Origin of the sequence: Helicobacter sp. MIT 03-1616, assembly GCF_000765685.2 — a bacterium.
Taxonomy (GTDB): domain Bacteria; phylum Campylobacterota; class Campylobacteria; order Campylobacterales; family Helicobacteraceae; genus Helicobacter_C; species Helicobacter_C typhlonius.
In genome coordinates, this window is the sequence record NZ_JROY02000012.1 from 1 (window position 1) to 25,649 (window position 25,649).

General features: G+C 40.2%; 23 protein-coding genes. 10 read left to right on the forward strand and 13 right to left on the reverse strand.

Annotation, left to right across the window (positions count from 1 at the left end; all coding sequences use genetic code 11):
* Positions 1-318: 318 nt before the first annotated feature.
* The 6 genes from LS67_RS08000 to LS67_RS08025 all read right to left on the reverse strand — a co-directional run bounded on the left by LS67_RS08000 (position 319) and on the right by LS67_RS08025 (position 5,053).
* Positions 319-1,233, reverse strand: coding sequence for a lipid A biosynthesis lauroyl acyltransferase (locus LS67_RS08000; RefSeq protein ID WP_034328395.1), 915 nt, complete (start codon positions 1,231-1,233; stop codon positions 319-321).
* Positions 1,230-2,327, reverse strand: a complete 1,098-nt coding sequence (gene waaC / locus LS67_RS08005) for a lipopolysaccharide heptosyltransferase I (protein ID WP_231944809.1) — start codon at positions 2,325-2,327, stop codon at positions 1,230-1,232. Before waaC ends, LS67_RS08000 begins: the two co-directional genes overlap by 4 nt.
* A 9-nt stretch (positions 2,328-2,336) precedes the next feature.
* Positions 2,337-3,809, reverse strand: coding sequence for a Ppx/GppA phosphatase family protein (locus tag LS67_RS08010; protein WP_034328397.1), 1,473 nt, complete (start codon positions 3,807-3,809; stop codon positions 2,337-2,339).
* Between the two features lie 5 nt (positions 3,810-3,814).
* Positions 3,815-4,066, reverse strand: a complete 252-nt coding sequence (locus LS67_RS08015; protein WP_034328399.1) for a YfhL family 4Fe-4S dicluster ferredoxin — start codon at positions 4,064-4,066, stop codon at positions 3,815-3,817.
* 80 nt (positions 4,067-4,146) lie between these two features.
* The gene (locus tag LS67_RS08020; protein WP_034328400.1) at positions 4,147-4,854 is read right to left on the reverse strand and encodes an indole-3-glycerol-phosphate synthase; all 708 of its coding nucleotides are present in this window, start codon (positions 4,852-4,854) and stop codon (positions 4,147-4,149) included.
* A 19-nt stretch (positions 4,855-4,873) separates the two neighbouring features.
* Positions 4,874-5,053: a hypothetical protein gene (locus LS67_RS08025; RefSeq protein WP_034328402.1), complete on the reverse strand. Its 180-nt coding sequence runs from the start codon at positions 5,051-5,053 to the stop codon at positions 4,874-4,876.
* Positions 5,054-5,238: 185 nt separating this feature from the next.
* On the opposite strand from LS67_RS08025, the gene LS67_RS08030 reads away from it, so the two are divergent.
* Complete coding sequence (locus LS67_RS08030) at positions 5,239-5,616, forward strand: hypothetical protein (RefSeq protein ID WP_034326617.1); 378 nt, start codon at positions 5,239-5,241, stop codon at positions 5,614-5,616.
* 389 nt (positions 5,617-6,005) lie between these two features.
* Positions 6,006-6,986 carry a Gfo/Idh/MocA family protein gene (locus LS67_RS08035; RefSeq protein ID WP_034326622.1) on the forward strand — a complete coding sequence of 327 codons (981 nt, stop codon included), beginning with the start codon at positions 6,006-6,008 and terminating at the stop codon, positions 6,984-6,986.
* A 108-nt stretch (positions 6,987-7,094) separates the two neighbouring features.
* Here LS67_RS08035 and LS67_RS08040 read toward each other — a convergent pair whose 3' ends face one another.
* The 6 genes from LS67_RS08040 to LS67_RS08065 form a co-directional block, all read right to left on the reverse strand.
* Positions 7,095-8,426 (reverse strand): M16 family metallopeptidase, encoded by a 1,332-nt coding sequence (locus LS67_RS08040; protein ID WP_328590461.1) that lies wholly within the window; start codon positions 8,424-8,426, stop codon positions 7,095-7,097.
* Positions 8,426-9,490 (reverse strand): dehypoxanthine futalosine cyclase, encoded by a 1,065-nt coding sequence (locus tag LS67_RS08045; RefSeq protein WP_034326624.1) that lies wholly within the window; start codon positions 9,488-9,490, stop codon positions 8,426-8,428. Before LS67_RS08045 ends, LS67_RS08040 begins: the two co-directional genes overlap by 1 nt.
* Positions 9,491-9,538: 48 nt before the next feature.
* The gene (gene bamA / locus LS67_RS08050) at positions 9,539-11,773 is read right to left on the reverse strand and encodes an outer membrane protein assembly factor BamA (protein WP_034326626.1); all 2,235 of its coding nucleotides are present in this window, start codon (positions 11,771-11,773) and stop codon (positions 9,539-9,541) included.
* Between the two features lie 242 nt (positions 11,774-12,015).
* On the reverse strand, positions 12,016-12,864 hold the full coding sequence (locus LS67_RS08055) for a prephenate dehydrogenase (protein ID WP_034326672.1): 849 nt from the start codon (positions 12,862-12,864) through the stop codon (positions 12,016-12,018).
* A gap of 45 nt (positions 12,865-12,909) precedes the next feature.
* Positions 12,910-13,752, reverse strand: coding sequence for a 16S rRNA (uracil(1498)-N(3))-methyltransferase (locus LS67_RS08060; protein WP_034326629.1), 843 nt, complete (start codon positions 13,750-13,752; stop codon positions 12,910-12,912).
* Positions 13,752-14,180: a hypothetical protein gene (locus LS67_RS08065; RefSeq protein WP_034326631.1), complete on the reverse strand. Its 429-nt coding sequence runs from the start codon at positions 14,178-14,180 to the stop codon at positions 13,752-13,754. The genes LS67_RS08060 and LS67_RS08065 overlap by 1 nt, the downstream gene beginning before the upstream one ends.
* Positions 14,181-14,293: 113 nt before the next feature.
* Here LS67_RS08065 and hemH point away from each other — a divergent pair, with 113 nt between their 5' ends.
* Genes hemH through LS67_RS08105 form a run of 8 tightly spaced genes read left to right on the forward strand, consistent with a single transcriptional unit; the run spans position 14,294 to position 24,610 of the window.
* The gene (hemH, locus tag LS67_RS08070; protein WP_034326633.1) at positions 14,294-15,238 is read left to right on the forward strand and encodes a ferrochelatase; all 945 of its coding nucleotides are present in this window, start codon (positions 14,294-14,296) and stop codon (positions 15,236-15,238) included.
* On the forward strand, positions 15,222-15,809 hold the full coding sequence (locus LS67_RS08075; protein ID WP_034326635.1) for a SoxW family protein: 588 nt from the start codon (positions 15,222-15,224) through the stop codon (positions 15,807-15,809). The genes hemH and LS67_RS08075 overlap by 17 nt, the downstream gene beginning before the upstream one ends.
* On the forward strand, positions 15,809-18,733 hold the full coding sequence (gene ccsA / locus LS67_RS08080; RefSeq protein ID WP_034326637.1) for a cytochrome c biogenesis protein CcsA: 2,925 nt from the start codon (positions 15,809-15,811) through the stop codon (positions 18,731-18,733). The genes LS67_RS08075 and ccsA overlap by 1 nt, the downstream gene beginning before the upstream one ends.
* A 17-nt stretch (positions 18,734-18,750) precedes the next feature.
* Positions 18,751-20,796, forward strand: a complete 2,046-nt coding sequence (locus LS67_RS08085; RefSeq protein ID WP_034326640.1) for a hypothetical protein — start codon at positions 18,751-18,753, stop codon at positions 20,794-20,796.
* 54 nt (positions 20,797-20,850) lie between these two features.
* A complete protein-coding gene (locus tag LS67_RS08090; RefSeq protein WP_034326642.1) occupies positions 20,851-21,681 on the forward strand; it encodes a flagellar hook-basal body protein in 831 nt (276 codons plus the stop codon).
* A gap of 28 nt (positions 21,682-21,709) precedes the next feature.
* Positions 21,710-23,401, forward strand: a complete 1,692-nt coding sequence (locus LS67_RS08095; RefSeq protein ID WP_034326644.1) for an N-6 DNA methylase — start codon at positions 21,710-21,712, stop codon at positions 23,399-23,401.
* A 1-nt stretch (position 23,402) separates the two neighbouring features.
* Positions 23,403-23,882 (forward strand): acyltransferase, encoded by a 480-nt coding sequence (locus LS67_RS08100; protein ID WP_034326646.1) that lies wholly within the window; start codon positions 23,403-23,405, stop codon positions 23,880-23,882.
* Complete coding sequence (locus LS67_RS08105; protein WP_052082213.1) at positions 23,879-24,610, forward strand: di-trans,poly-cis-decaprenylcistransferase; 732 nt, start codon at positions 23,879-23,881, stop codon at positions 24,608-24,610. The genes LS67_RS08100 and LS67_RS08105 overlap by 4 nt, the downstream gene beginning before the upstream one ends.
* A gap of 235 nt (positions 24,611-24,845) precedes the next feature.
* On the opposite strand, the gene LS67_RS08110 is transcribed toward LS67_RS08105, so the two are convergent.
* The gene (locus LS67_RS08110) at positions 24,846-25,571 is read right to left on the reverse strand and encodes a hypothetical protein (protein ID WP_231944808.1); all 726 of its coding nucleotides are present in this window, start codon (positions 25,569-25,571) and stop codon (positions 24,846-24,848) included.
* Positions 25,572-25,649 lie beyond the last annotated feature (78 nt).

The following is a 25,649-nucleotide window of genomic DNA, read 5'->3' on the forward strand; positions in this document are numbered from 1 at the left end:
AAAAAAGCTCATACATTTGCTAAACCTACAAGAAGAGACAGAAGCTCAATCAAATGGGAGTGAAATATTACAAAAGCGAGGCTTAAAGTGGGCTTAATAGAAATGCTAAAAATAGCAGTTTTTATAAAAAATTAACCAACCCCACTGCTTACGCTACGCAGACTATTCTATACCGATTCTTTTAGGTTTTAGAATCTTCATCATGTATAGGGTTTTATACTTTGTTTTGGTAAATTATAAAATCTTTATCTTCTCTATTTTGTTAAAAAATGACAGAGAAAGAGACAGCTCCGCAATAGATTCCAAAATCCTAACACCTTAAGAATTGTAAATCTCCCTATAAGCCGATTTCCAGCGCTTATGAAACCAAAACCAATCTTGAGGTTTTGCCCTAATCGCCCCTTCAATCGTATCTGCTTGAGATTGTGTAGCTTCTAAAATATCCGCATTGCTATCCTCGCTTTTCTTGCAGTAAATGGGCGGGTAGAATCGCACCTCAAATCTCCTATAATCCTCGTTAATACTAATCATCACAGGCACAATTCCCACATTAAAGCGGCGAGAAAGTACAGAGGCGATAGTCGTGTGTGTAGCCCTCTTGCCAAAAAACTCAATCCACACGCCCTCGCTTTCAGAAATATTTTGGTCGATGAGAATACCAACGAGAGCATTACCACCGCCATAAAGCTTCAGCAAATGCTTAAACGCACCCTTTTTATCAATAAATTTTACCTTCTGTAACTCTCGCCTTGAGATAATCATTTGATTAATCGCATCAAATGGCGTCAAACGCCCCAAAGAAGCCATATTGCACCAAGCATAGCGAGGTGGCAGCACGCTCGCCATTGCCTCCCAATACCCATAGTGAGCAGACACAAGCACCGCACCCTTGTCTTTCTGTAGGGATTCTAAAATATAATGTTCATCGATAAATGTAAAACACCGCGCATAAGCTTCTGTGGAGATAAATGGCACGCGTATGGTCTCTAATAGCACAAAAGCAAAATTTTCGTAACATTTTTTGATGAGCGCACGCTTTTGTTCCTCACTCATCTCCTCCCCATAGACAAAATCCAAATTCGCCTTAGCATCTTTGAATCTCCGCCTATCGAAGATTCTCATCATAAAAGCCAAAGACTTGATGTGCCACACAAAAAGCCTATGTGGGATATGCGCTAGAAAAAAACCAAGCCCATCGGCTACATATCTTAAGATCTTTGCCAACACATTCATTTTGTTATCCTAGCTGTGTCTAGTATCTCCCTAGCACACGCACAAATCGTATGCGGGGCTATGCGTGCAATGGAAAAATCATCTTTTTTATAATTTGGATTCTCACTACCGCACAAAAAGCGATTGATGGGGCTATTGAGCGCGAATCTCTGCGGTGGGGTATTGCCATAAAGCGTAAGTGAAGCCCTCTGCATCGCCCATGCCAAATGCGTAACACCCGTATCCCCGCCGATGACCAAATTCACCTCTTGCATAAGTGCCTTTAAAGCCCCCATACTAATGGGTGGCAACAGCACTACTTGATTGTCCGCCTTGAAATGCTCCTTTATACGCTGTGCCTTGTCCGTGCCGTGCTGAATAAGCAAGATACGCGCGAGTGGGTGAGATTCTAAAAACTCTCGTATCACCTCTATAAATAAATCCACCGGGTAACTTTTAGATTCTAAACTCGCCTCAAGCACGAGTAGGATATTTATACAATCCCCTTTATTCGCACCATTTACGCCATTTTGCACACTAGCTTCTGCCAAAATACTCTCCACCTGCTCCCGTGCTTGCTTACTCACACCAAAAGCTTGAGCACGATTAGCATAAAATATATCCTTACTTTCCTCTTTTATTTCAAGCGCGGCATTTACAAGCGTGAGATTACGTTTTAAAATATGCTCACTATAAGAGATATGCACCTTGTGCGTGTAACATAGACTTGCCAAAGGCTCTTTTATAGAATCCCACGCAAAACCCCAAAACGCGCTTTTTTTACTCATCATTCCACAAAGTGCAGATTTGATTAAACCCTGCATATCAATGAGTATATCAAAAGGTTCTAGATTCTGTAATTGCGCCATAATGTGTGGAATCGCCTTTATACCGCCATTTTTAAGAGGTATGCTAATCAAATTATCAATACAAGGGCTATCCTCCAAAACTGCACCAAAAGTGCTATCAACAATCCAATGCAAACGCACACCTTGTGGATATTTCTCACTCAAATGCGCCCTCACAAAGGGCAATACACACGCACCAACTATCACATCGCCGAGGCTAGAAAGTCGTAAAATCGCGATGTTTATAGACGCATTTTGTGCTTTCACTCATTTCCCCTAAGATTTCACAAACTCAATACACAAAGGCTCTGGTTGGTGGAGATTGTTAATATTCTCCTTTGCGAGATACAAATCTGCCGAAGTATGAATCTTTAAAATCTTAGGCTTCACATACTCATAGCTAACCTGCATATTTCCCTCGCTCCTACAAATTGTCTCTGCAAGAGCAAGCATAAAGCTAAGCCATTGCAGGCTAAGGAGTTTGGGCATCATATCGCTTATGTGGCTGATATGCTCATCTTGTGGAATCTTCCTCCCACTATACTCCACAAGTAAGCACACACTCATTCTCTCGCTATGCGAAAAACCATATTCTAGGGCGTTAAGCAAAAAATATGAGCCGTGATGTCCAGCATTATAAAAATTTAGAATCCGCCCAACGCTTGAAAGATATGAGGCGATATGAAGAAGTTTCTTGCACTGCTCATCAAGTTTATGCAAGGGAAAAAGCGCGTCAAAAATCTTTAAAGATTCTTTACGTGTCATCTCCGCATATTTTTTATCGAGCATAAATCTATCCTCTATCGCGCCAATAGAGGGATTAATTCCCTTTGGAAAGGCATTTTTATGCCCACGTAATAAATCGCTCAAATACACGCCCTCGCGCACACCCACACCACTTGCCACAACTTGCTTAGTTTGAAAACGCATAAGGAAGAGGTGCAAAATAAGCGCACCACTGCGGATATTGTCGATTCTATCCGGTGGCACACCAAGGTCTGCTAGTTTATCCAAGGGTGTGTGCGAAATTTTCTCAAAAAACTTGAGATTCTGTATCGCATCAATCTCATAGCCGTGCACCTCTTCAATGGCATATTTTTTATTTTTCATAATGATTTTTGCTAAGGCGCGTATCGTGCCACCAACACCAAAGACACGCTCGTGCCTAAAATGCTCGGGTATGTCTTTTAGCTGTTTTTGTATGAACTCAATCGCACCTTTTATGTTTTCCTTTTTATCAAAAAAAAGCTCTTTAAGGCGAATTGTCCCTATATCAAGCGAAATCAAATCCGTAATCTTGCCATCTTTTATAAGTGCGCACTCCGTGCTTCCTCCCCCTATATCTATTGTGATTCCATCTTTATAATGAGAGAGATTAGCACAAGCTATGCCCCCATAAAAAGCCTCCTTTTTCCCATCAATCACCTTGATTGAGAGGGCGCATTCTCGTCTAGCCCTATCTATAAACACACCCGCATTTGGCGCATCGCGCAGGGCAGAAGTCGCCACGCAAAAAATCTTGCGACTTTTATGCGCTTTTGCGATTTGAACAAACTCTTTTAACGCACTAATGGCACGCTCCATTGGCACTTTACCCAAAACGCCGCCGGATTCATAGCAACCCTCCGAAATGCGCACCTTGCTCTTAGTCTCATAAATCAAATGAAAAGCAAAGCGCGAAGTGCGGCGGTATATCGCCATACGCGCAGAGTTTGAGCCAATATCAATAACAGAAGTAATTTTTGCCATATGTGCTATTCACCCTTTTGTAAAGTCTCAAACTTATATCGTAGCTCCTCAATGGTTTCTACATTATCAGGATCTGGCGCAATCGCATCTACCGGGCATACGCTAAGGCAACTTGGCTCATCATAGCTTCCCACGCACTCCGTGCAAACATCTGGATCAATACTATAAATAGGATCTCCCTCCTCAATCGCGCCATTTGGACATTCTTCAGCACAAGAATCGCACGCAATACACTCATCATTAATCATCAAAGCCATTTTTTGCTCCCATTTCTTATGATAAAAAATCGTGTTTTTTAACTAAATTCACTTTAAAGCTAACTTAATTTAGCCTAATTTTAATTAATAATCACTATATCAACACCATAATCACTAGAATGATCACTCATAATCATCTGCGTATTTGGCACGAGGCTCAAAAGCTCATCAAGCGCATTTTGTGGGATATAAAGCATACTCGCGCCACTAAAAATTGCCTTTTTTAGCTCGGCTTTATCACTCACCTCAATACAAGGCTCAAATCCCAGCTTCCTCGCAAAATGCAACAAATCGCTTAAAGAATCTTTAGAGTGTATCGCGCAAGGAATAAGCACATTATCCGCACCAAAAAGCGCAGATTCTAAAATTTGATATGGCTCTAGGAATATATCTGCGTGAATGATTGGCAAAGTGCTATGGCGGCGCAAAAGCGAGATAGATTCTAAAGCTGTATCTAGCCCATTCTCACTTGATTGAATCTTCTCATATTGCGCCCTCAAATCAAGCAAAAACGCATCATTATCTTTGCTCTGCGCATAATCACTCGCCTCCTGTAGAAACAAGACTTCATCAAAATGGGCTTGTATAGAGAATCTTTTAGCGATTTTTGGCTTATCATCTCCCTTGCGGGTAAATGCCTCCACCTCAAAGCGCGACAAATAAGGACTATAAGCAAGTGTGCGCCCGAGCGTGTCAAAATCAATCACACTTTTACGAGCGTGTATCATTACCTTTGCGTTTTGAATCTGCTCCTTTGTGATGTGTGATTGCGCTGCATTTTGTTTCATCATTCACCTTTGTCATTTTTTAGAATCTTGCCAAAATATTCATAATTTTTGGAGTGCGATATACAGATTCTATATCCCTTTTATTTTTTTCAAAAAGTGCAACAAGAAAAAATGCAAATAACAAAAGCTCAAAGGCTTGTTGTGGGCTATCACAAAAGCATAATGAAAGAGTGCAAAGAAAAGTAAAAAATATTTTCATTTATCTTATCCTAAATCTTAATGGTGTTTGCAAAATTTTGTATTTTTAGCCAAATTTTTGCTTCATTATAACACACCAAGAATCTTTTTAAGTAGATTTTAATGGGGGGGGGGGGGATATTATAAAAATATTTTGGTTTTTTTTGGATAAAAAAGTAAAAGATAAATTAACTTTTGGAGAATTCTATGCATAAGGAAGCAAAAGAGCGAATCTTATTGTCATTAGCTGTGATTCTTATTTGCGTAATGGGATTTGTTGGCATTTGTATGCAAAATGATTCTCTCATTTATATCCTTGCTCCTGTGCCTTTTATCATAGCTCTGCTTATGTATTTATATGCCAAACAAAAAACACTCTGTCAAAACTGCGGCAAAAGCTTTGGATTAAAATTTGTAGATACAGATACTCGCTCTGCATACACTATCTCTTTGCAAAAAAAAGATTCTAATAGCCGTGTGCATACAAAAGTTTTTCAAATTGGAGAGGAAAGAGATTATTTTATCTGCAAACATTGCGGCTTCATTAGCTTCAAAACAAAAAAATTTAAAACACAAATCAAATAAGTTTCCTCATTTTTAAACATCTCATTACAATATTTTCCTTATTTTCTCCTATGATTAGGTATTTATTACTTGGCTAAAACCTTTTGTGGCACTACTCACGCAAAAATCACCCAGCCTAATCCAAAACCTACACAAATTATTACGATTTTATTCCCACATAAAGCGCGATTTGTAAAACAAGACATTTCGCAACACCACCGCACACAACACTGCGCCACCACAAAGCCCATTTAATATAATCACTTATAATCACACAAACACTTGTGCTAGAGCATACGCAAGGTTTTAAGCTCTGTGCTAAATCCTGCTTGTTTGTGTTATAAAAGGCAAATCGCCCCGCAAAAAGCATTGAAAAAGCAGAGTATGAATAATGCTAAAAAAGGATTTGAGTGATAGAATGTGCGCTTATCGGCTATGGCTACTGGGGACGCAATGTCGCTAAGGCTCTACACGATAGCCCACATTTTCATCTTACAACAATTTTTGATAATGATAAACAAGCCCAAGATGAAGCTCTCCAAAGCTACGCCTTTACTCCTTATGCGAATTATGAGCTAATTTTAGCAGATTCTCATATTCAAGCAGTATTCATCATCACACCACCGCACACACATTTTGCCCTAGCAGAATCTGCTTTAAAACAAGGCAAACATACCTTTGTAGAAAAGCCTCTTACCACACAAAGCACGCAAGCTAAAATCTTGTATGATTTAGCAGATTCACATAATGTGAAACTTTACTGCGACCATATTTTTTTGCACTCCCCGGCAGTGCAATACCTCAAAGAACATATAGAGAGTTTTGGTGAAATTGTCTATATTAACGCAAGGCGCATTAATTTGGGATTATTTCAAAGCAATGTAGATGTGATTTGGGATTTAGCAATCCACGATTTAAGCATTATTGATTATCTTGTTGGACTTCATATTAAAGAGGTTTCCACATTTAGCGCGAAATATCTTGACTATCCCAATGACGCTCTTGCCAATATCAATATACGGCTAGAATCCGGCATTATTATTACCCTCAATCTCTCTTGGTTAAGCCCCGTTAAAGTGCGTGAGATGATTATTGGCGGAAGCAAAAAAAGTGCAATTTATGATGAAACCAAGCGGGATAAAATCGCACTTTTTGATACAGGCGTGGTGATAAAAGATACCTTTGATACAAATAGTCTCTATAAAAAAATGATTGAATACAAGCTAGGAGAGCAGTTTAGCCCTACTTTGCCACAAAGTATGCCCCTTGATAATTCCATAGCACATTTTGCAAAGCTTATTCTTAACAAAAATACAGAATCTAAAAATGACAAAGCCCACGTGCTAAGGGTGATTAAAGCTATTGAGATAATTCAAGACTCACAATCTTAAGCTCTCTTTATCTCAATCACCATTTACACAAATCTTTACAATCACAACGCATACAACTTTTTGGATTCTATGCAAATATACAATCTCATCAAACTTAGATTCTAAAACCTACTCTACTATGCTAAAACTCATTTGTAGTATTTCTTTATGTGATTTGATGTAGCTATTTAGCTCTTCAAGACTTAAATTATTAATGCGTTGCAATTCTTGTTTATGATAATCTAAAGGTAGCCCTTTAAAATAGTTCATAAATGCCACATTTAGTCTTTGGGATAATCTCTCCTCACGTAGCGGCTCACTGCCTTGCAAAAATGCCTTAGCCGCATCAAGCTCCTCTTGTGTCGCACCATTTGTGATAAAATCATTCAACACTTCTTTGACAACTTGTATCGCTTCATCTTTGTTTTCAAGCTTTGTCTGTAAATGTCCGCTTGCATAATCTGCTATACCACCCACGCTTATAGATAAAGAAGCGGAATAAGCAAGTCCTCTTTTTACACGCACTTCCTCCATTATACGCGAACCAAAACCGCTCCCCCCGAGTATAAAACTCATCACTTTAGCGATATAGTTTTTTTCTTTATCCGCCACATCAAAAGGTGCGCCAAAATATATAAAAGCCTGTTCTGTTGGCTTTTTCTCAATTATAGAATCTATCTCTTTTGACACTTTAAAATGCAATCTCTGCTTTGCTTCGCCCTTTGGCAAGGATTCCAAAAGTGTGCCAAGCTTTGATTTAATCTCTGCTTCTTGCATATCGCCCCCAGCGACAATAATGAGACGATTCAAAACAAGATTGCGCGCCAAAAATGCTTCTATATCCTTTAATGTCATAGATTCTATACTCTCCCTCTCACCAATCACAGGGATAGCCAAAGGTGTGCCTTTGAATAGAATCTTATTAAGATTCTTACTCGCCACTTCATCAAAATCGCTTTCATCTCGCGCGAGTTTGCTTAAAGTCAAATCTTTGAGTTTATTAAGGCTTGATTGCGTAAGGTTTGGGTCTTTTAAAAGCATTGCAAACAGCCTTAGGCTCTCGTCCTCAAATTCCTTCAAATAAGAAATATTGAAGCTCAAAGTTTGGAATCCAGCACTTGCGTATAAATCGATTGCTTTACTCTCTAGCTCATTTGCAAAGCCCACATTTCCTAATGCCTTTGTCCCCTCGTTTAGAATCTTAGCACTCATAGAGGCAAGTCCGGGTATATCGCTATCCGCGCTCCCACCCATAAACACAAGCTGCAAGCTCCCCACCGGCAAATTTGCGCTTCCTTCAAAAATAAATGGCACTTTCACACCATTAATATGAATAGAATCTACCGCGCTAGAAACCTTGCTTTTTTGCCCCTGTTTTTGTATATCCGCCTCTTTCTCCTTACTCATACAGCCTCCTATACATATTGTGAAAATCATCAAAAATGCATAAATATATTTCATCAATACCGCTCCAAAATTTCATACGCCGTATTGCGCTTAGCAGGGAATGAGCCAATATCTTTGATGAGGGCTATCATCTCCTGCGCGTTCATCGAGTTACACACACCTGCGCTTGATACGACATTTTCCTCCATCATCGTGCTTCCTAAATCATTTGCTCCAAAAAGCAGTGCGAGTTGCCCGATATACGAGCCTTGCGTAACCCAGCTGCTTTGGATATTTTTAAAATTATCAAGGTAGATTCTACTGCACGCTAAAAGTCGCAAATATCGATTTGATGAAGCCTTGTGAATCTGTGGCATTTCTTTTTGCAAAGGCGTATTATCTGGCTGAAAGCTCCACAAAATAAACGCCCTAAATCCGCTAAATTCATCTTGTAATTCACGCAAAACACGCCAATGCGCGACTATATCTTCATCATTTTCCACACTGCCAAACATCATCGTAGCTGTGCTTTTCATACCGATTCTATGTGCCTCTCTATGCACCTCTAGCCATTCTTTTGTATCAAGCTTTTTGGGTGCGATAATATCCCGAACCCTATCGCTTAAGATTTCCGCCCCAGCACCCGGGATTGATGATAGCCCAGCCTTTTGTAGTCGTTTAAGCACTTCAGGAATTGAGATTTTAGAAATTTGAGCGATGTAATTGACTTCAATAGCCGAAAATCCGTGAATGGTAATCATAGGATATTTTTGCGCGATATGGCTCACAAGCTCCTCATACCACTCAATTTTAAGCTTTGGATGCACGCCACCTTGAAAGAGAATCTGCGTGCCACCAATAGCTAAAAGCTCATCAATCTTTTTATCAATCTCTTCAAAGCTTAAAATATACACACCATCTTCGCCCACCTTGCGTTTAAAGGCACAAAATTTACAATCAACCCAACAAATATTTGTATAATTAATATTTCTATCCACAACAAAAGTTGTAATGTTCTCCGGGTGCAACCGCGCCTTTATTGCACTCGCTCTCTCCCCTAGCTCACGCAAAGAGGCATTTTTCATTAGATACAAAATCTCCTCATCGCTTACGCGCTTTGTTTGTGGTGTCTCACTCATTTTTACTCCTTACTTTTTCAAGTCCTAACCTAAAATCCCTAGCATACTTTAGAATCTCGTTCCCATTGTAAATTCAAAGCGTGATGTTCTATCGCCGGGTTGTGGATTGATAGGTTGTGGGAATACAAGCACAATAGGACCCATAGGGCTTATCCATTCTATCGCCGCACCCCAAGATGCGCGAGTAGTCTCGCTAAGGCTATCTACGCCTATCATTCCATAATCCACAAAAAGTGCCAAACGCATTTGTGCTTTCTCTAAGATTCCATAGCTAAGCTCCGCGGAATGTGTCATCATATAATTCCCACCAACACGAATCCTCCCGCTCGGGTCGCGTGGCGTGAGTGAGCTTATTTGATAGCCCCTCACGCTCGAAATCCCCCCCATATAAAATTTAGAGGTAATGGGCACATAGCCGTGGTTTAGCATTGCCCCAGCTTGAGTTTTATAGCGCGCAATCAAATCAATCCCCATAAGTGATTTAAGATGATAATAAAGTGCCATTTTGCCATAAAATTTTGTATATTTTTCATCTCCACCAAGCCCTGCATACTCTACATATGCCGAGATAATTGCACCATTTTTAGGAAAATAGTAGTCATCTGTGTTGTCAAAATAAAGACTTGGGCTAATGGCAGATTTAAGCGGTCTATCGATAGTAAGATAAGTTTTATAGATTTGCTCCAAGCTTGTATCATAAAAATCCACTACTCGCGTGGTAGAGAGTGTATATCCAAGAGATGCTCTCAAAGTATGCGTGAGGAGCTTTCCAGCGGTGATTGTGCCACCGGTGGTTTGCTCCCTATAATCCCAATTCCAATATAAAGAGTGAAATACACTAAAAGAAGTGCTATATTTAGAATCAAGCACACGAGGATTGCTTAATGTGAGATTGACTAATTGTCGGCGATAACTCCAATCCGCATAAAGCTGCCCGCTCTGCCCTGTCCCGAAAAGATTCCGCTCTCGTATAGAAGCATTTATCATAAGCTTATCGTAGCTTCCATAGCCTAAACCAAACATCAACTCGCCCGTGCGCGTCTCCTCGACATTCACAAGCAAATCCATAGAATCTTCACTCACGCGCCGTTCATTAATCTGCACCTTGCCAAAATAGCCAAGCCTTCTTAATGTGTTTTCAGATTCTTTGAGTTCGGTAAAATTATAGGTATCCCCCGGGGCTAAAAGTAGCTCACGCCGTATGATTCTATCCGCAGTGCGCGTGTTCCCAGAGATAAGCACATCATTGATTTTTACCTTTTGCCCCACTTGTATGAGATACAACACTTTCACTTCTGCATTTTCACTATCTTTATCCAAATCCGGGCTAACCCGTGCAAACGCATAACCCAAGTTTGCGATTTTTTGTCGCAGTTTTTCTACATCCTCGCGCACTTCCTCAATGTTAAAATATGTATCCTTTTTGACTTTGAGAATCTTGCGTAACTCTTCTTCTTCAATCACTGGGACTTGCAGGACAATCCTCACGCCTGTAACCTTATACCGCTCCCCCTCATTGATTTTATAATACAAGTTCGCGCTATAATCATTAAAGTTTGCATCTAAAAACGCTTGAGAGACACTCGCGTCTAAAAATCCTTTACGCATATATACATCTTGAATCCTTGCGTGGTCGTATTCCAAATCAGCAAGTTTGAGCTTACCATTATTACGCCCCCACAGCCACCCCATAAATTGCTTTTGCCTATTTGCGCTTAACTCCTCTAGCTCCTTTACCTTAAGCTTCTCGCGCCCATCATAAATGGCATTTTTGATAACGATATTTTCCCCCTGATTTACACTGAAAGTAATCGCATATGCGCTATCATCGCCCACTTTGGCTATCTCACTCTCCACCACCGTCCCATAATACCCCTGATATTCTAAAATCGTGCGGATAATGATCTTTGCACGCGCAAGTTTTGTCTCATCATAACTATCGCCCTTTTTAATGCCAATCTGCGAATATAACGTCTCTTTCTCCTGCTCACTCCCATATCCTTTTATCTCCACACTCGCCACCTTTGGCTTCTGTGTAAGGTGAAAAGTCAGCACACCCCCTTCATAACTCGCATAAATATCCTCAAAAAATCCCTGCGAATACAACGCTACGACAGCTTTATCGACCTTAGCAATATCTAGACTATCTCCGGGCTTGATATTTACAATCTCATCGGCAAGGACATTAGAAATGGCACTCAAGCCCTGATATCGTATCTCATCAATATTTCTAGCCCATAGCGCACTAAGACACAAAAGAGCACATATAAAGATTCTATTCATTAAATCCCTTGAATTTTGCGTAAGCGTGATTATATTAGATTTTTTATAATAAACTTAAACACAAAGCACAATAAAGCCAAAATTGCTCCCATTCCCATATTCTCTTTAAATATAGAGCAAGATTGTTTGGCTTTATTTTCTTGCCATACTTTAATTTACACATAGGATTTTAACATCAATAGAGAAAATCTTTTTGAAGATTCTGTTTTTAATTTATTAAGGTTTTAGAATCCTAAACCCCTTTACATAAATTTTTGCAATGTATTCGCCCTTGCCATAAAGCACTCTAATCCCTTCCAATCCTCATTTTCTAGCATTTCTCGCGCCACATCAAATGCCTCTTGAAAATGCGCCATAGCCTTAAGCACATTTGCCTTATTTTGCTTAAACACATCTTTCCACATCAACGGGGAACTTTTAGATAGCCTACTCATTGAGCGAAATCCACCACCTACAAGCGCGAGAATCGTTTGAGGGTCTTCTTGAGACAAAGTTGCATTTGCGAGAGCATAGCTCATAATATGAGGCATATGTGAGATAAGCGCGATATGCTTGTCGTGCTCCTTTGCAGACATTTTAAGAATCTTCATACCAATGCCAATAAAAATATCCTTTGCTATCTCGACTTGATATGCCCCACTTTGTTCCACATCAGCAAGAATCACAATGCCATTTTTATATAACTCACCAAAAGCTGCTTTTGGACCAAAAAACTCTGTCCCGCACATCGGGTGTGCGCCAACAAAATTATGCCGAAGCCACGATGGGATATGTAAGAGAATCTCCACCTTTGCCCCACCCACATCAATAATCGTAGTTTTTTGCCCTATCATATCGGGCGTGAGCGATGTAATGAGCGCAACAATGCTTTCAAGCGGTGTGCTAAGAAAAATTACATCACATTGCCAAATCTCATCTAATTCTACACATTCATCAACAAGCCCAAGATTCAAAGCTTGTTGCGCGTGAATGGGATTATTATCATAGCCTAAAATTCGGCTAATATGGCGACTTTGAATCTGCCCCAAAGCCTTGAGTGCCAAGCCCATAGAGCCGCCCATAAGGCCCAAACCCACAATCCCAACTTTGATCTGCTCTATATTCATTTGTTCCATTTGCATTTGCGCTCCTTGTAATTATGGCTTCTGCCAAAGTTTAGCAATACTCGCTAGAAATACACACGCACTCTCACTGCGTAAAATCGTGCCTTCTTTGAGGCTTACAATCTTATCAAATCGCGCTCTTTCTGCATCGCTAAAACCCCCTTCAGCCCCCACCATTATACGAAGAGTTTGGGAATCTTGAGGGATGATTTTAGAATCTTGTGCAAATTTTAATCGTGTAGATTCTAAATCTCGCGTGGCATTTGATTGTGTAGATTCTCTATATGGCATAAAGGCGCGTATGTCCTCACCGCCAAAGTCAAAGGCGTAAAAAGGTGTATATGCAGTGCATACCTCATCAAAACTTTTGAAAATTTCTAAATCCATAAGATTGGTGCGTCCGCATTGTTGGCAAGATTGGATAAGAATCTTGTTTAATCGCTCTAAAGAGGGTGCAAACTGCCGCTGCGAAAATTGCGCGTAAAAAAAGCTTATACGCGCCACATCAAGTTCATTTAAAAATGGAAGTGTTTTTTCAATAACTTTTGGTTCAATTATCGCCCACAATAAATGTAAGGCTGGGGATTGACACACACTAGCTCTAAAATCTTGTGTAGTATTTGAAAGTGTAAAATCCTCCTCATTTGAATGTTTAGAATCTGCGGGATTTGTAGATTCTAAACCAACAATCTCTATAAGCGCGGATTTTTTTTGCACCTGTGCTATGGCATAGATATAGAGATTTTTATCGCGCAGGTTCCGCATTTTGATATGCTCATTTGGCGCAATGCGGCGCACCTTAAAAAGATAATGAAAGGTTTCATCGCTAAGTGTAAGTGGGGATTCTCCAGCATTTTGATGATATAAAAACTGCATTAGGCAAACCACAAGATAAGAGCGAAAAAGACTAAATCAAGCACATAAAGCACCTTTGAAAATCTTATATAGCTTTGCATCGCCTCAAAGCTCGTGCGTCTAGCGACTTTGAGAATCTTCATACGAAATATTTCCCCCACAAATACAAAAAGGCAAAATGTAATCATCACAATGAGATTAAGCCCTAACTCAATATGCCCAAACACCCAGAGATTCACACCGCTAAGCACCGCCACAGAGAGGAGGAAAAAGGTGATAGGCGCGATGAAGTATATTTTTTTATTCATCTTAACGAGGTTATGAGAGCCAAAAAACAAAACGAGCAGATTCAAAACAAAAGGGAGTGCGAAAAAATAGGCAAAGATTTTATGATACAGCAAAAGGCTCATATAGGTTTCTTGTAATGTGAGGGTATCAAATTCTTGCATAGCTTCTCCTTATTAATGATTAACCTTAGTAGTTTATTATCACTTAAAATTTTTAACCCAAAGTATAATATGAAGGATCTATCATCAAATCTCAAGCTGTTGTCTTACTCAATATGGGCGCACCAAATAGTATTTACGAAGTGGAAGGTTTCCTAAAAAATGTGTTTAACGATCCCTTGATTTTAGGGATAAAAAACAATTTTATGCGTAAAATGTTGGCAAATTTCATCACCCATAGGCGCGTGGAAGATACAAAAAAAAATTATGAGCTAATAGGGGGCAAATCTCCACTTACAGCCCACACTTTCAATCTTGTAAATAAACTAAACGAGCTAGATTCTACAAATCTTTACACTTACGCTATGCGCTACACACCGCCTTTTAACTATGATGTGTTAGCGGATTTGCAACGACAAAATATAGAATCCATAGTGCTTTTTAGTCTTTATCCGCAGTATTCATTTTCTACGGCAAAATCATCTTTACTTGATGCGAGGGAAGCACTACAAAGACTAAATTACACGCCACATATCACAGAGGTCGCACATTTTCATACTCACCCGCTTTATATTGATTGTATCGTTAAAAGCATAGAGGAAACTCTTGGGGCGGATAATGCACAGGATTTTGTGCTATTACTCTCCGCGCATAGTCTCCCACAAGCGCGAATTGACGAGGGCGACCCCTATGAAAAGCATTGTAATCAAAACAAGGAGGCTTTAGAATCTGCCCTCGCACAAAAGGGCATAGTCTTTAAAAAAATTGCTCTAAGCTATCAATCAAAAGTTGGACGTATGAAATGGCTAGAACCTAGCACCAAAGACACTATACGCAAATACAAAAAGCATAAGATGATAGTCTATCCGCCATCATTCACCCTTGATAATTCCGAAACAGAGTATGAGCTAAAGATTCTATATGCGGGAGTAGCAAAGGAGCTAGGAATGCCTGAATATCGCGTGTGTAGTTGCTTTAATGATAATACACAATTTGCCAATGCCATTATGCAAATCATCAAAGAAAGCAAGGAAGGATTGTGGAATGAAAAAAATCTTTAAAATATCTCTTTTGCTCTGTATGCTGAGTATTGTAGGCTGTGAGGACGAACAGGTAAAAATCTCTACTGCGCAGGATAAAAGCGAGATTCTAAAACAAGCCGAAAATAGAGATAAATCAAGCTATGCAGGACTAGAAGATGTGTTTTTAGACACAAAGCATATCAATACTGATGAAAACAAACTCACGCTTCTTATTTTTAGCAAAAATAATTGCACCTATTGCGATAAACTAAAAGATGATATTGCAAAAAATCCCGCGCTCAAAGAGATGCTAAAAGCACACTTCCTGCCCTATTATGTCAATGTAAGCTACACAAAAACACATATTTTGCATTTTGGTGAAAAGGAGCAAAAAATCCCTACCCATAACCTTATGGAATCTTATGTAAAATCCCCTATGCGCCCCACACCCACGCTTGTATTTATAGACAAAAGTGGCGAGGCTATTTATGAGTTACCCGGCTACTTACCACAGGATAAGATGCTAAAACTCTATGAGTATATGGCAAGTGGCGCGTGGGCTGGAAAAAATTTACAACAAATCAATAGAGAAATCAACGAGGAGATATAATGAAGATTATTAAAAGCCTTTTTTGCGACTTGCGAGTAGCCCTCGTGCTAATGGCTGTGTATGCGATTGGCTGCGGGATTGCAACATTTATTGAAAAATATGATGGCACTATGGCGGCACGATATTATGTGTATGGCGCATTTTGGTTTGATGTGCTGCATATATGGCTTGTAGTTGCACTCATTGGCTGTTTCATTACTTCACAGGCGTGGCAAAGAAAGAAATATGCCTCCTTGCTCCTACATTTTTCTTTTATCGTTATCATACTCGGTGCGGGGATTACGCGATACTTTGGTTTTGAGGGTATGATGAATTTGCGTGAGGGAGAAAGCACAAATCTTATTACAACAAACGAACATTATATTTTTATACAAGTCAAGGATTTGCAAAATAATGTGCAATACGCGCAGATTCAAACGCATATTGATGAAAAACTCAATAGCAAAATAGAGCGCACGATAAAATTTTTTGACAAGCCTTTGCATATCAGCACAGGCGAGGTTCATATCCCACAAAATGGCATATATGTGCTTGATGCAAAGATAGACTTTGCGGGGCAAAGCACTAACACGCAGATTCTAAGACAAGGGAATCTCACACCCACAAAAGAAAGCATCACTCTGCTTACAAGCGATGAATATATGATTTTTCTCGCGTGGGGTGTGGATCAAGTCCCGCTTCCCTTTAAGCTAAAACTAGAAAAATTTGAGCTTGAACGATATCCGGGCTCAAACTCCCCCGCCTCGTATGCCTCGCAAGTAGAGGTGCTAGATGGCGCAAATCCGCCTATGCCATATAGAATCTTTATGAACAATGTGCTTGATTATGGCGGGTATAGATTCTTCCAATCCTCCTATGATACGGACGAAAAAGGTTCGCATATCTCTGTGAATAGGGACCCGGGCAAAACACCAACTTACATTGGCTATACTCTGCTCGTGCTTGGCGTGATTTGGCTACTTTTTGATAAAAATGGACGCTTTCGAACTCTTAGCAGATTCCTCAAAACACAAAAAAACTTTTGTATTGCCTTAGCCTTTAGCGCGGCTCTTTTGCCATATACCCTCCACGCACAGACAGATTCCACAAATTTGCAAACATATTCAAACACGCAGGAGATGACGCAAGAGGCACTAGATGAAGCAGATTCTATATTACAGCAGGAGGCAACACAGGAGAGAGATTCTATAAATCCTCACGCAAGAATGGAAAAAATGGATAATACCTCTTCGCTCCTAAATGTCACCACAGAGGAGCAACTCAAGCTTGCAATACAAAGCTTTGGTGCGATTAGCAAGGAATTTGACAAGGTGCTAATGCAAGATTTTGGCGGACGCACGAAGCCCATTCACACACTTGCAAATGAATATATCCACCAAATCACCAAAAAAACAAAATTTCTAGGAATGGATTCTACTCAAGTATTTTTGACAATGACCTTTTTGCCCGATGCAATGCAGGGCGTAAAAATGATAGCGACAGAAACCCCTCAATTACGTCAGATTCTAGGGCTTGATGAGAAACAAAAATATATTTCTTTTGCTGATGTTTTGGCAGATGGACAATATCTCTTACAAAACTATGTCGAGGAGGCAAATCTCAAAAGCCCCGCTTCACGCAATGCCTTTGAAAAAGATGTTATCAATGTTGATAAGCGCGTTAATTACGCATATCTTATCTACACCGGAGAGGCACTTAGAATCTTCCCCGATAGCAAGGCTGAAAATAACCAATGGTTCTCTCCGCTTGATGCGATATCCTCCGCTGTGGCACAAGAGGATATGGCAAAGGCAACGAAGCTTTTAGAAATATATAAGCAGCTAGGCATTGGTATCCAAAATGGATTAGAAGCGGGCAAGTGGGACGAGGCGATAAAAGCCATAGGGGCTATGCGTGAGTATCAACAAGCAAACGCGCAGGATACATTAATATCACAGGCAAAGGTGGATTCAGAAATTTTCCTCAATACTTACAATCCTTTCTATCAACTCACCCTGCCATATATTCTTATAAGCGTGGTATTTTTTATCATTGTGCTTAGCGCGATTGTTCGCAATAAGCCTCTGCATAAACTCCTACATAATGCGTTCTATCTTATTTTGCTTCTACTTTTCATCATTCATACTTGTGCCTTGGCGTTACGCTGGTATGTGGGAGGACACGCCCCGTGGAGCAATGCTTATGAATCAATGATATACATTGCGTGGGCTGCTATGCTCTCTGGCGTGGTATTTTTTAGAAAATCAAACCTTGCTTTGTGCGCGTCAAGCTTTTTGGCTGGAGTTACGCTCTTTGTCGCTTATCTTGGCGATATGGACCCGCAAATTGGCAATCTTATGCCCGTGCTTAAATCTTATTGGCTCAATATCCACGTGTCTGTGATTACAGCAAGTTATGGATTCTTAGGATTATGCTTTGTGCTAGGGCTCATCACGCTTTTAATGTTTATCATTAGCCACCCTAAAATCACACTCAAAACACAATCTCGGGAAAATATCACAAGCTCGATTTTCTCCCTCACTGCACTCAATGAAATGTCGATGATTTTAGGGCTATTTCTGCTAAGTGTGGGAAATTTTCTCGGTGGTGTATGGGCAAATGAATCTTGGGGGCGATACTGGGGCTGGGATTCTAAAGAGACTTGGGCGCTTATTAGCATTGGTGTGTATGCTATTATCTTGCACCTGCGACTCATATGCAAAACAAATCTACCTTTTGTCTTTGCGAGTGCCTCGGTGCTTGGCTTTTTCTCGGTGCTTATGACTTATTTTGGTGTGAATTATTATCTTACCGGTATGCATAGCTATGCTGCGGGTGAATCTGAACCGCTACCACTATGGTTTAAACTCATCATCGTAAGCATTTTTGTGCTCGTTATTATCGCGAGCAGAAATAGGCAACTTAATATGCCTAAACTTTCATAAAAAATTGGAGGGGAAAAATGAAGAAGGTTTTATTGTGGTTTCTTGGGATTATTTGCGCGTTAGTATTGCTTGTGATTATAGTGCTCTTCACGCCACCGGGCAATATGCTCGTAAAAAGCATTTTGCAATCTCAAATTGATAAGTATGCGCCACTCAAGCTTGATGTGGATAAGTTTTCGCTAGGATTCTCAAGCATTGATGTTTTAATTACGCACAGCAACAAGATTATTATCACACTTGGCGGGGATTTCTCACTCCTCTCACAAACACTTGATATCGCTCTCAAGGTCGATGCAAGAGATATTTCAGCACTTGGTGAGCTTGTGGATACGCCATTGCAAGGAGGATTTATTATCAATACCACCGCAAAAGGTGCGTTCAATAATCTCGCAATCAATACAACAAGCGATATAGCAAAGTCCTTTACCGATATTGCTGTAATTTTGCAAGACTACACGCCTACTTCAATCATCGCCCACATCAAAGACTTGCAAATCAAAGAGGTTTTGGCTATGGTAGGTATGAAGCCCTACGCAAACGGTGCCCTTAATCTCAATGCTGATATTAAGGGCGATAAGGATATGAATTTCAATGGCAACGCGCTTTTAAACATTACTCAAGGCTTGGTCGATAGCACATTAATTAAAAAAGACTTTGAAATAGAAGTGCCAAAAACAACCTTTGCTATCGTGCTTAATGCGCTTTTTGATATGGATAAACTCAACCACGACTTTAACTTTAACTCAAATGTCGGCAATATCCATTCCACAGGGGAAACGCTCATTAGTAATCTCACAACCAAAACGCATATTGATGTGAATTTGAGCGATTTATCGGCTTTCACACCACTTGCAGGTATGCCTATACGCGGGAGCTACGCGACAAAAGCTGATATTATAGGCGGAATGGAATCTTTAGAGGTAAGGGGTAGCACGAATGTGGCAGATTCACAGACAACCTTTAATGCGGAACTTAGAGACCTTGCGCCTCATAGTGCGCAAGTGCAGGTAAAAAATATGTCCCTTGATACACTCTTGTGGATGATATATATGCCGCGCTATGCAAATATGAAGCTTAATCTCGATGCTGTGTTAAGCGATTTTGATAAAGGTATTTCTACAAAAACGACTCTTAATCTCAAGGGTATAACAAACAACGCGGTAATGAAAAAAGAAATGGATTTAGATATGCCAAATACAAATTTCAACCTTGCCTCGAATATAATGCTTGATAAGGGCATAGGCAACGCAGATTCTAGGCTCGATTCTGATATTGCTACACTTAAACTCACCAAAACGAGCATTAATCTTAATGACTTTGCTGTGAATGTCCCTTACGAAGCGGTAATTCCAAATCTTAAAAAGCTTAAATTTATCACGGGCATAGAACTTGCCGGAGACTTTAAAGCCACAGGTATAGCAAAGCTCGCTGAAACGCTCTATGCAGATTTTCATACGCAATCACTCGGGGGCAATATAGACGCGGTGCTTGATAATTCTAAACTCAATGCCTCACTCAAAGATGTCAATACACTTAAACTTTTCACAATGGCACAGCTCCCTGAAGTCTTTAGCTCAAATATGAATGGTAACTTGCAATATGATACATTAACAGAAAAAGGTACACTCAAGGCGGTGCTAAGCAATGGTAAGCTAATGCCAAATAAAATTACAGACCTCGCACAGCAATATCTTAAGACTGATATTACTAAAGAGACTTATGAGGACGCAGGGCTAAATGCGAATATTGATAAAAACCTTATAATCGCAGATATTGGATTAAAAAGCCATAATACGATTATTGCAGCAAAAGGCGCAAGTATTGATATGGATAAAAACACAATCAACGCAGATTTGAAGTTCCAAATCAAAGATAAATATATTTATCTCAAAGCGCGCAACAAGCTCTCCTCGCCCGATATTAACATTGATGCGAGTGATTTAATCAAAGCTGAAGCGACTAAGGCAATTTCAAAGGGTGCAGAAAAGGCGATAGATAAATACATCAAAGATGACAAGGCAAAAGAGGGTGCGCAAAAACTCCTCAATAGTATTTTCAAGTAGGTTTTAGGAATATCTTTTGCTTTTTAGGCTTACATACTGATGTAAAGGAAGCTTATGCAAAGCGGATATTATAACACCACAGGCGGTATGGTTACGCAGTTTAACCGCCTTGACCTCATCTCAAATAATCTAGCCAACCTCAACACCACGGGCTTTAAACGTGATGATGTGGTAATTGGCGATTATTTGCGCCTTTTTGAAACGCACAAGGAACAACTACCCATTGAAGACCACACGCGCAAAGCAGCTAAATTTATCAATCGCACGATGAATCGTGTGCCAATTATTAGCGAGGAATACACTGATAGGAGCGTAGGGAATCTCGCCCAGACAGACAATCCACTTGATTTTGCCCTGCAAAAAGAAAATGCTTTTTTTGCCATTAAAACTCCCGATGGAATCCGCTATACGCGAGATGGTAGCTTTAGTATTGATAGCAATGGGTATTTAGTCAATAAAAGCGGACATTTGGTAATAAGTCGTGATGGGCTAGATTCACAAGAAGGAATTCATATTTCTGTGGGTTTAAATCTCGAAGCCGATACATTTGGTAATCTCTATGTGAGAAATCTCAATAATGACGCTATAGCCGAGCAAATCAACATCGGCTCACTTGCCATAGTAAGCTTTGAGAATCCACGTTATTTGAAAAAAGTGGGACAGAATCTATATGAATTTCCAACACAAAGAGAAGATGAGAGAGATCTCGTGCATAATGCCATACTTGCGCAGGGTTTTATCGAAAAAAGTAATGTTAATGCGGTGCGTGAGATGAGTTCGCTTATCGAGACAAACCGCCTCGTGGATATGTACTCTAAAGTGATGAAAAGCCATATGGACGACCTCAATATAGAAGCTATCACAAAACTTGCCGTGCGTGCATAGAACACAAAAAAGCAATACAAGGAACAGAATGGGAGAGCGCGAGCAAAATTTGAAAGAATTGCTAAACTGCTTTGAATATATCAAATGCTACCACACCGATATGCTCGAGTGCATAGGCATTATACTTGAAATGTTTTGGCTCAAGCGGCATTTCCCCGAGTTTATAGAGACCCTCATTACCCTAGCGGCAAAGCGCAAACCTATCTACGAGGAATGCACCAGCACCCTAAAAAATGCACTTGGTGAGGAGCTCTATATCCCACTGAATCCACATTCAAATCTGCTTAAGATTCTAAAAGTCATCATTGCAAATGATGCTTCAAACTACACTATTGAGGAATTTTTGCATATCATCACGCAAAAAAAGACTACGCACAAACTTTTTTCATACTCCACACCACTTGAAGTCAATGAACTGCTCGTGGGGCTACTTGATATTAAACAGAATCAAAGCGTATATAACCCCTGCTATGGTATGGGAAGCCTATTTTTTGCAATCGCAAACAACACACATCAATTTGAACTTTATGGTGAAGAGTTAGAATCTTCGCTCTCGCGCATTGCCAAGATTATTTGCAAGATTTTGGATTTAGATTCAAGCCATTTGCTTTTGAATAATATCCTAACAAATGAGAGTTTCAAGCACCAAAAATTTGATAAAATCATTTGCAACCCACCGCTTAATAGCCACATCGGTGCGCAGTTTTTAAAAGAGGACAAGCGATTTGCTACTTATGAATCCCTCATCAAAACCTATCCGGAGCTACTTTTTCTTATCCATTCTCTATTTTATCTCAAAGACAAGGGTGTGTTTATTTTGCGCACACAAACTTTGCTTAAATCCTCCCTTGAAGGCAAACTGCGCGAGAGGCTTTGCGAGGAGGGGCTGATAGAGGCGATTATCGAGCTACCAAAGAATCTTTTTCCACACCAAACACACGATTTTTCTATCATTGTGCTTTCACAAAACAATGACGCTATTTTGCATATCAACGCCAACACATCACATTTTTATCACAAAGACGGCAAATATAATCGCCTCATTAACCTTGATGATTTGCTCGATATTTATCGCAATAAGCGCACGAGCGAACATTCTTGCCTCACACCTATGCGAGATATTAATCCCCACGACCTTACCGCCGCTGCCTATGTGCAAAAACCTATACAAAAAGCGCAGAATCACTCGCCACTTAGCACACTTGGCATTCAAATCTTTCGCGGACAACGCGTATATGGCGGGAGCAAAGATGAAAAAATTGCTTATTTCGACTTGGGCATTGCCGATTTTACCGACTTTGGATTCTGCTATGAGTTTTCTACACAGAGGTTTAAGGGCGATGTGCATAAGATTCACAAATACAGCCTTCTGCCCTATGACATCGCTATTTCCATTCGTGGCACAACACCAAAATTCACCATCTTAAGCCCGGATATCAAAGGATCTAAAGTCGTGCCAAACGCGGGTATCATTATCCTTCGTGCGAAAAATCCCCAAACAGCCATAGGCATTTACTGCTATTTATTTTCTACACAGGGGCAAAACGCGCTCGCCGTGCTCTATGAAAAGAATCTCGGCAATCTCAATCCTACAGATTTAGAGCAGCTACCTATTCCTAATAACTTTAGCAAAAACGCGAAAGAAACTTTTGACAAGATTCAAAATTACGCATTCGAGCTCAAATCCCTACAAGATAAGCTACAAAAACTGCGGGGCTAAAATGCAACTTATAGAATCTAAAGTTATCAATGTCAAAGAAGGTGTAAATGTCAAAGTCATAACGCCAAGCAATCTCTATGGTTGCACGCTAGATGATGATGTGTTTGTGGGACCATTTTGCGAGATTCAATGCGATGCGCATATTGGCAAACGCACGCGGGTGCAATCGCACAGCTTCATTTGCTCACGCGTAAGTATTGGTGAGGATTGCTTCATCGGGCATAATGTAATGTTTATCAATGATAAATTTAGCATCGGTGCGCCCGCACCAACAAGCGACATATGGGAATCTACACACATTGGCAATCGCGTATGTATTGGCTCAAATGCGACAATCTTACCCGTATCCATTTGCGATGATGTGGTGATTGGCGCGGGGGCAGTGGTTACAAAAGATATTACACAAAGCGGATTCTATGTCGGCAATCCCGCGCGATTCTTACGCCCCTTGCCCAATAATCCACGCAAAGAAAAATTATGAAGCAACATATTTCCACAAATCCCGCGTATCCACAGCATATCGCAATGATAATGGACGGCAATGGGCGCTGGGCAAAAAATCAAGACAAAAAGCGCACACAAGGGCACAAAGAGGGTGCAAAAATCGTGCGGGATATCACGCAGTGGTGTGTAAATAAGCATATTCCCTACCTCACACTTTATGCTTTCTCTACCGAAAATTGGAAGCGCCCGAAAGTGGAGGTAGATTTCCTTATGCGTCTTTTAGAAAAATATCTCCACAACGAAAAATCTCTATATATGAAAAATAGCATTAGATTCCGCACAATAGGGGATATTAGCGTTTTTAGTAGTGCGTTGCAAAATGCGATTTTAGAGCTAGAACACATCACGCAAAATCACACAAATATCACGCAGATTCTCGCGCTTAATTATGGCGCACACGATGAAATTGCGCGCACTTTTATCAAAATCGCCCATACGCTTAGCCCCGATAAAATCAATAACCTTAACTCAAAGCAGGTTTGCGCTCTAATTAACACGCATCTTGATACCGCTACTTTACCTGATGTGGATATGCTTATCCGCACAGGGGGCGAGAAGCGCATATCGAATTTTTTGCTTTGGCAGTTAAGCTATGCGGAGCTATTTTTTACACATACTTTGTGGCCAGATTTGCGCACCGATGAGCTAGATACTATGCTAAATGAATTTTCACAGCGCAAGAGACGCTTTGGTGGATTGGAATAAAATCTAGTTTCTAAAAATGCAGTGCTTCAATCACCGCAGGGAATACTCCCCCAAAGCTACCGCTTGAGTAGCATCTCAAATTTAAACCCAAAAATGGAAAAATTGAAGCATAACGCTCTTGTGGGACACCTTTTACTTATTGCTTCATAGTGCGTCCCTTACGATGGTGTTGCCCCTCCCTTGCGAGAGGAGTGGGTTACATTACAACTTCTTTTATCAAATATAAAATTTCACATCACTCCTCTAAAATCACAAAACTATCTTTTTGCTTTGGCTGTGGTTTTGTATTTGCCCTTTTTGTATTGTTTATAGTGTTTTGAATCTGCAAATTTTGCGTTTGTAGCTGTGCATTTTTGGCAAAGTTTAGTGCATAATCTTTTTTGGCAAGTTTTGCAGTGGCAGGGCTTAGCTTAGGGATATAGTTTTGCAGGGCTTTCACACGCGTAAAAATATCCTCAAAATACTCCTGCGCCATTTTATTGCGCTCTCTATCCTTTTCCCAGCTAAAGCCTTTATTGTAGGACTTTATCACTTCATACCAATTTCCCTTTCTCACCTTATGCCAATAGCTTAACTCTTCTAGCGCGGTTTGCGAGGCAAAATCATCATCGCGCATCAAAAGTTCTCCCACCATATTGCGCATAAAGTTAGTATCCTTTTGCTTATGCTTTTTGATAACACCCGGAATATGTGCGTGATAGATTCCAGCAGATGGGTCGGCAAAATTTACACGATATTCCCCAGCACAAGATTCTTTCCACGCAATCGCTGCCATTGTATAGCCAAAGCCACTTTTTGCACCATATTTAAAGGCTTTGAGAATCACCTGCTTTTGATTTTTGTTAAAATCTTTAGGCTGCACGCATTTGCCCTCAACCTTATACAATGGCAGGGCAAAAATAGGCATAATCACCGCCAATATCATCATCGCACACATACATTTTATGAATCTTTTCAGCATTTACTCCTCCTAAAATCATCAAATCTAGGCTATATAAATCACTTTTAATAACACTTGCGTTACAATCACGCAATCATA

What these genes read in the sequence shown, in the direction of transcription:
- LS67_RS08010 (WP_034328397.1), bottom strand. Translation starts at nt 3,809, where the DNA reads ATGGCAAAAATTACTTCTGTTATTGATATTGGCTCAAACTCTGCGCGT.
- LS67_RS08085 (WP_034326640.1), top strand. Translation starts at nt 18,751, where the DNA reads ATGAAGAAGGTTTTATTGTGGTTTCTTGGGATTATTTGCGCGTTAGTA.
- LS67_RS08025 (WP_034328402.1), bottom strand. Translation starts at nt 5,053, where the DNA reads ATGAAAATATTTTTTACTTTTCTTTGCACTCTTTCATTATGCTTTTGT.
- LS67_RS08040 (WP_328590461.1), bottom strand. Translation starts at nt 8,426, where the DNA reads ATGAAATATATTTATGCATTTTTGATGATTTTCACAATATGTATAGGA.
- LS67_RS08090 (WP_034326642.1), top strand. Translation starts at nt 20,851, where the DNA reads ATGCAAAGCGGATATTATAACACCACAGGCGGTATGGTTACGCAGTTT.
- LS67_RS08000 (WP_034328395.1), bottom strand. Translation starts at nt 1,233, where the DNA reads ATGAATGTGTTGGCAAAGATCTTAAGATATGTAGCCGATGGGCTTGGT.
- LS67_RS08100 (WP_034326646.1), top strand. Translation starts at nt 23,403, where the DNA reads ATGCAACTTATAGAATCTAAAGTTATCAATGTCAAAGAAGGTGTAAAT.
- hemH (WP_034326633.1), top strand. Translation starts at nt 14,294, where the DNA reads ATGGGCGCACCAAATAGTATTTACGAAGTGGAAGGTTTCCTAAAAAAT.
- LS67_RS08015 (WP_034328399.1), bottom strand. Translation starts at nt 4,066, where the DNA reads ATGGCTTTGATGATTAATGATGAGTGTATTGCGTGCGATTCTTGTGCT.
- LS67_RS08095 (WP_034326644.1), top strand. Translation starts at nt 21,710, where the DNA reads ATGGGAGAGCGCGAGCAAAATTTGAAAGAATTGCTAAACTGCTTTGAA.
- LS67_RS08045 (WP_034326624.1), bottom strand. Translation starts at nt 9,490, where the DNA reads ATGAGTGAGACACCACAAACAAAGCGCGTAAGCGATGAGGAGATTTTG.
- LS67_RS08105 (WP_052082213.1), top strand. Translation starts at nt 23,879, where the DNA reads ATGAAGCAACATATTTCCACAAATCCCGCGTATCCACAGCATATCGCA.
- LS67_RS08060 (WP_034326629.1), bottom strand. Translation starts at nt 13,752, where the DNA reads ATGCAGTTTTTATATCATCAAAATGCTGGAGAATCCCCACTTACACTT.
- bamA (WP_034326626.1), bottom strand. Translation starts at nt 11,773, where the DNA reads ATGAATAGAATCTTTATATGTGCTCTTTTGTGTCTTAGTGCGCTATGG.
- LS67_RS08020 (WP_034328400.1), bottom strand. Translation starts at nt 4,854, where the DNA reads ATGAAACAAAATGCAGCGCAATCACACATCACAAAGGAGCAGATTCAA.
- LS67_RS08030 (WP_034326617.1), top strand. Translation starts at nt 5,239, where the DNA reads ATGCATAAGGAAGCAAAAGAGCGAATCTTATTGTCATTAGCTGTGATT.
- ccsA (WP_034326637.1), top strand. Translation starts at nt 15,809, where the DNA reads ATGAAGATTATTAAAAGCCTTTTTTGCGACTTGCGAGTAGCCCTCGTG.
- LS67_RS08075 (WP_034326635.1), top strand. Translation starts at nt 15,222, where the DNA reads ATGAAAAAAATCTTTAAAATATCTCTTTTGCTCTGTATGCTGAGTATT.
- LS67_RS08065 (WP_034326631.1), bottom strand. Translation starts at nt 14,180, where the DNA reads ATGCAAGAATTTGATACCCTCACATTACAAGAAACCTATATGAGCCTT.
- LS67_RS08110 (WP_231944808.1), bottom strand. Translation starts at nt 25,571, where the DNA reads ATGCTGAAAAGATTCATAAAATGTATGTGTGCGATGATGATATTGGCG.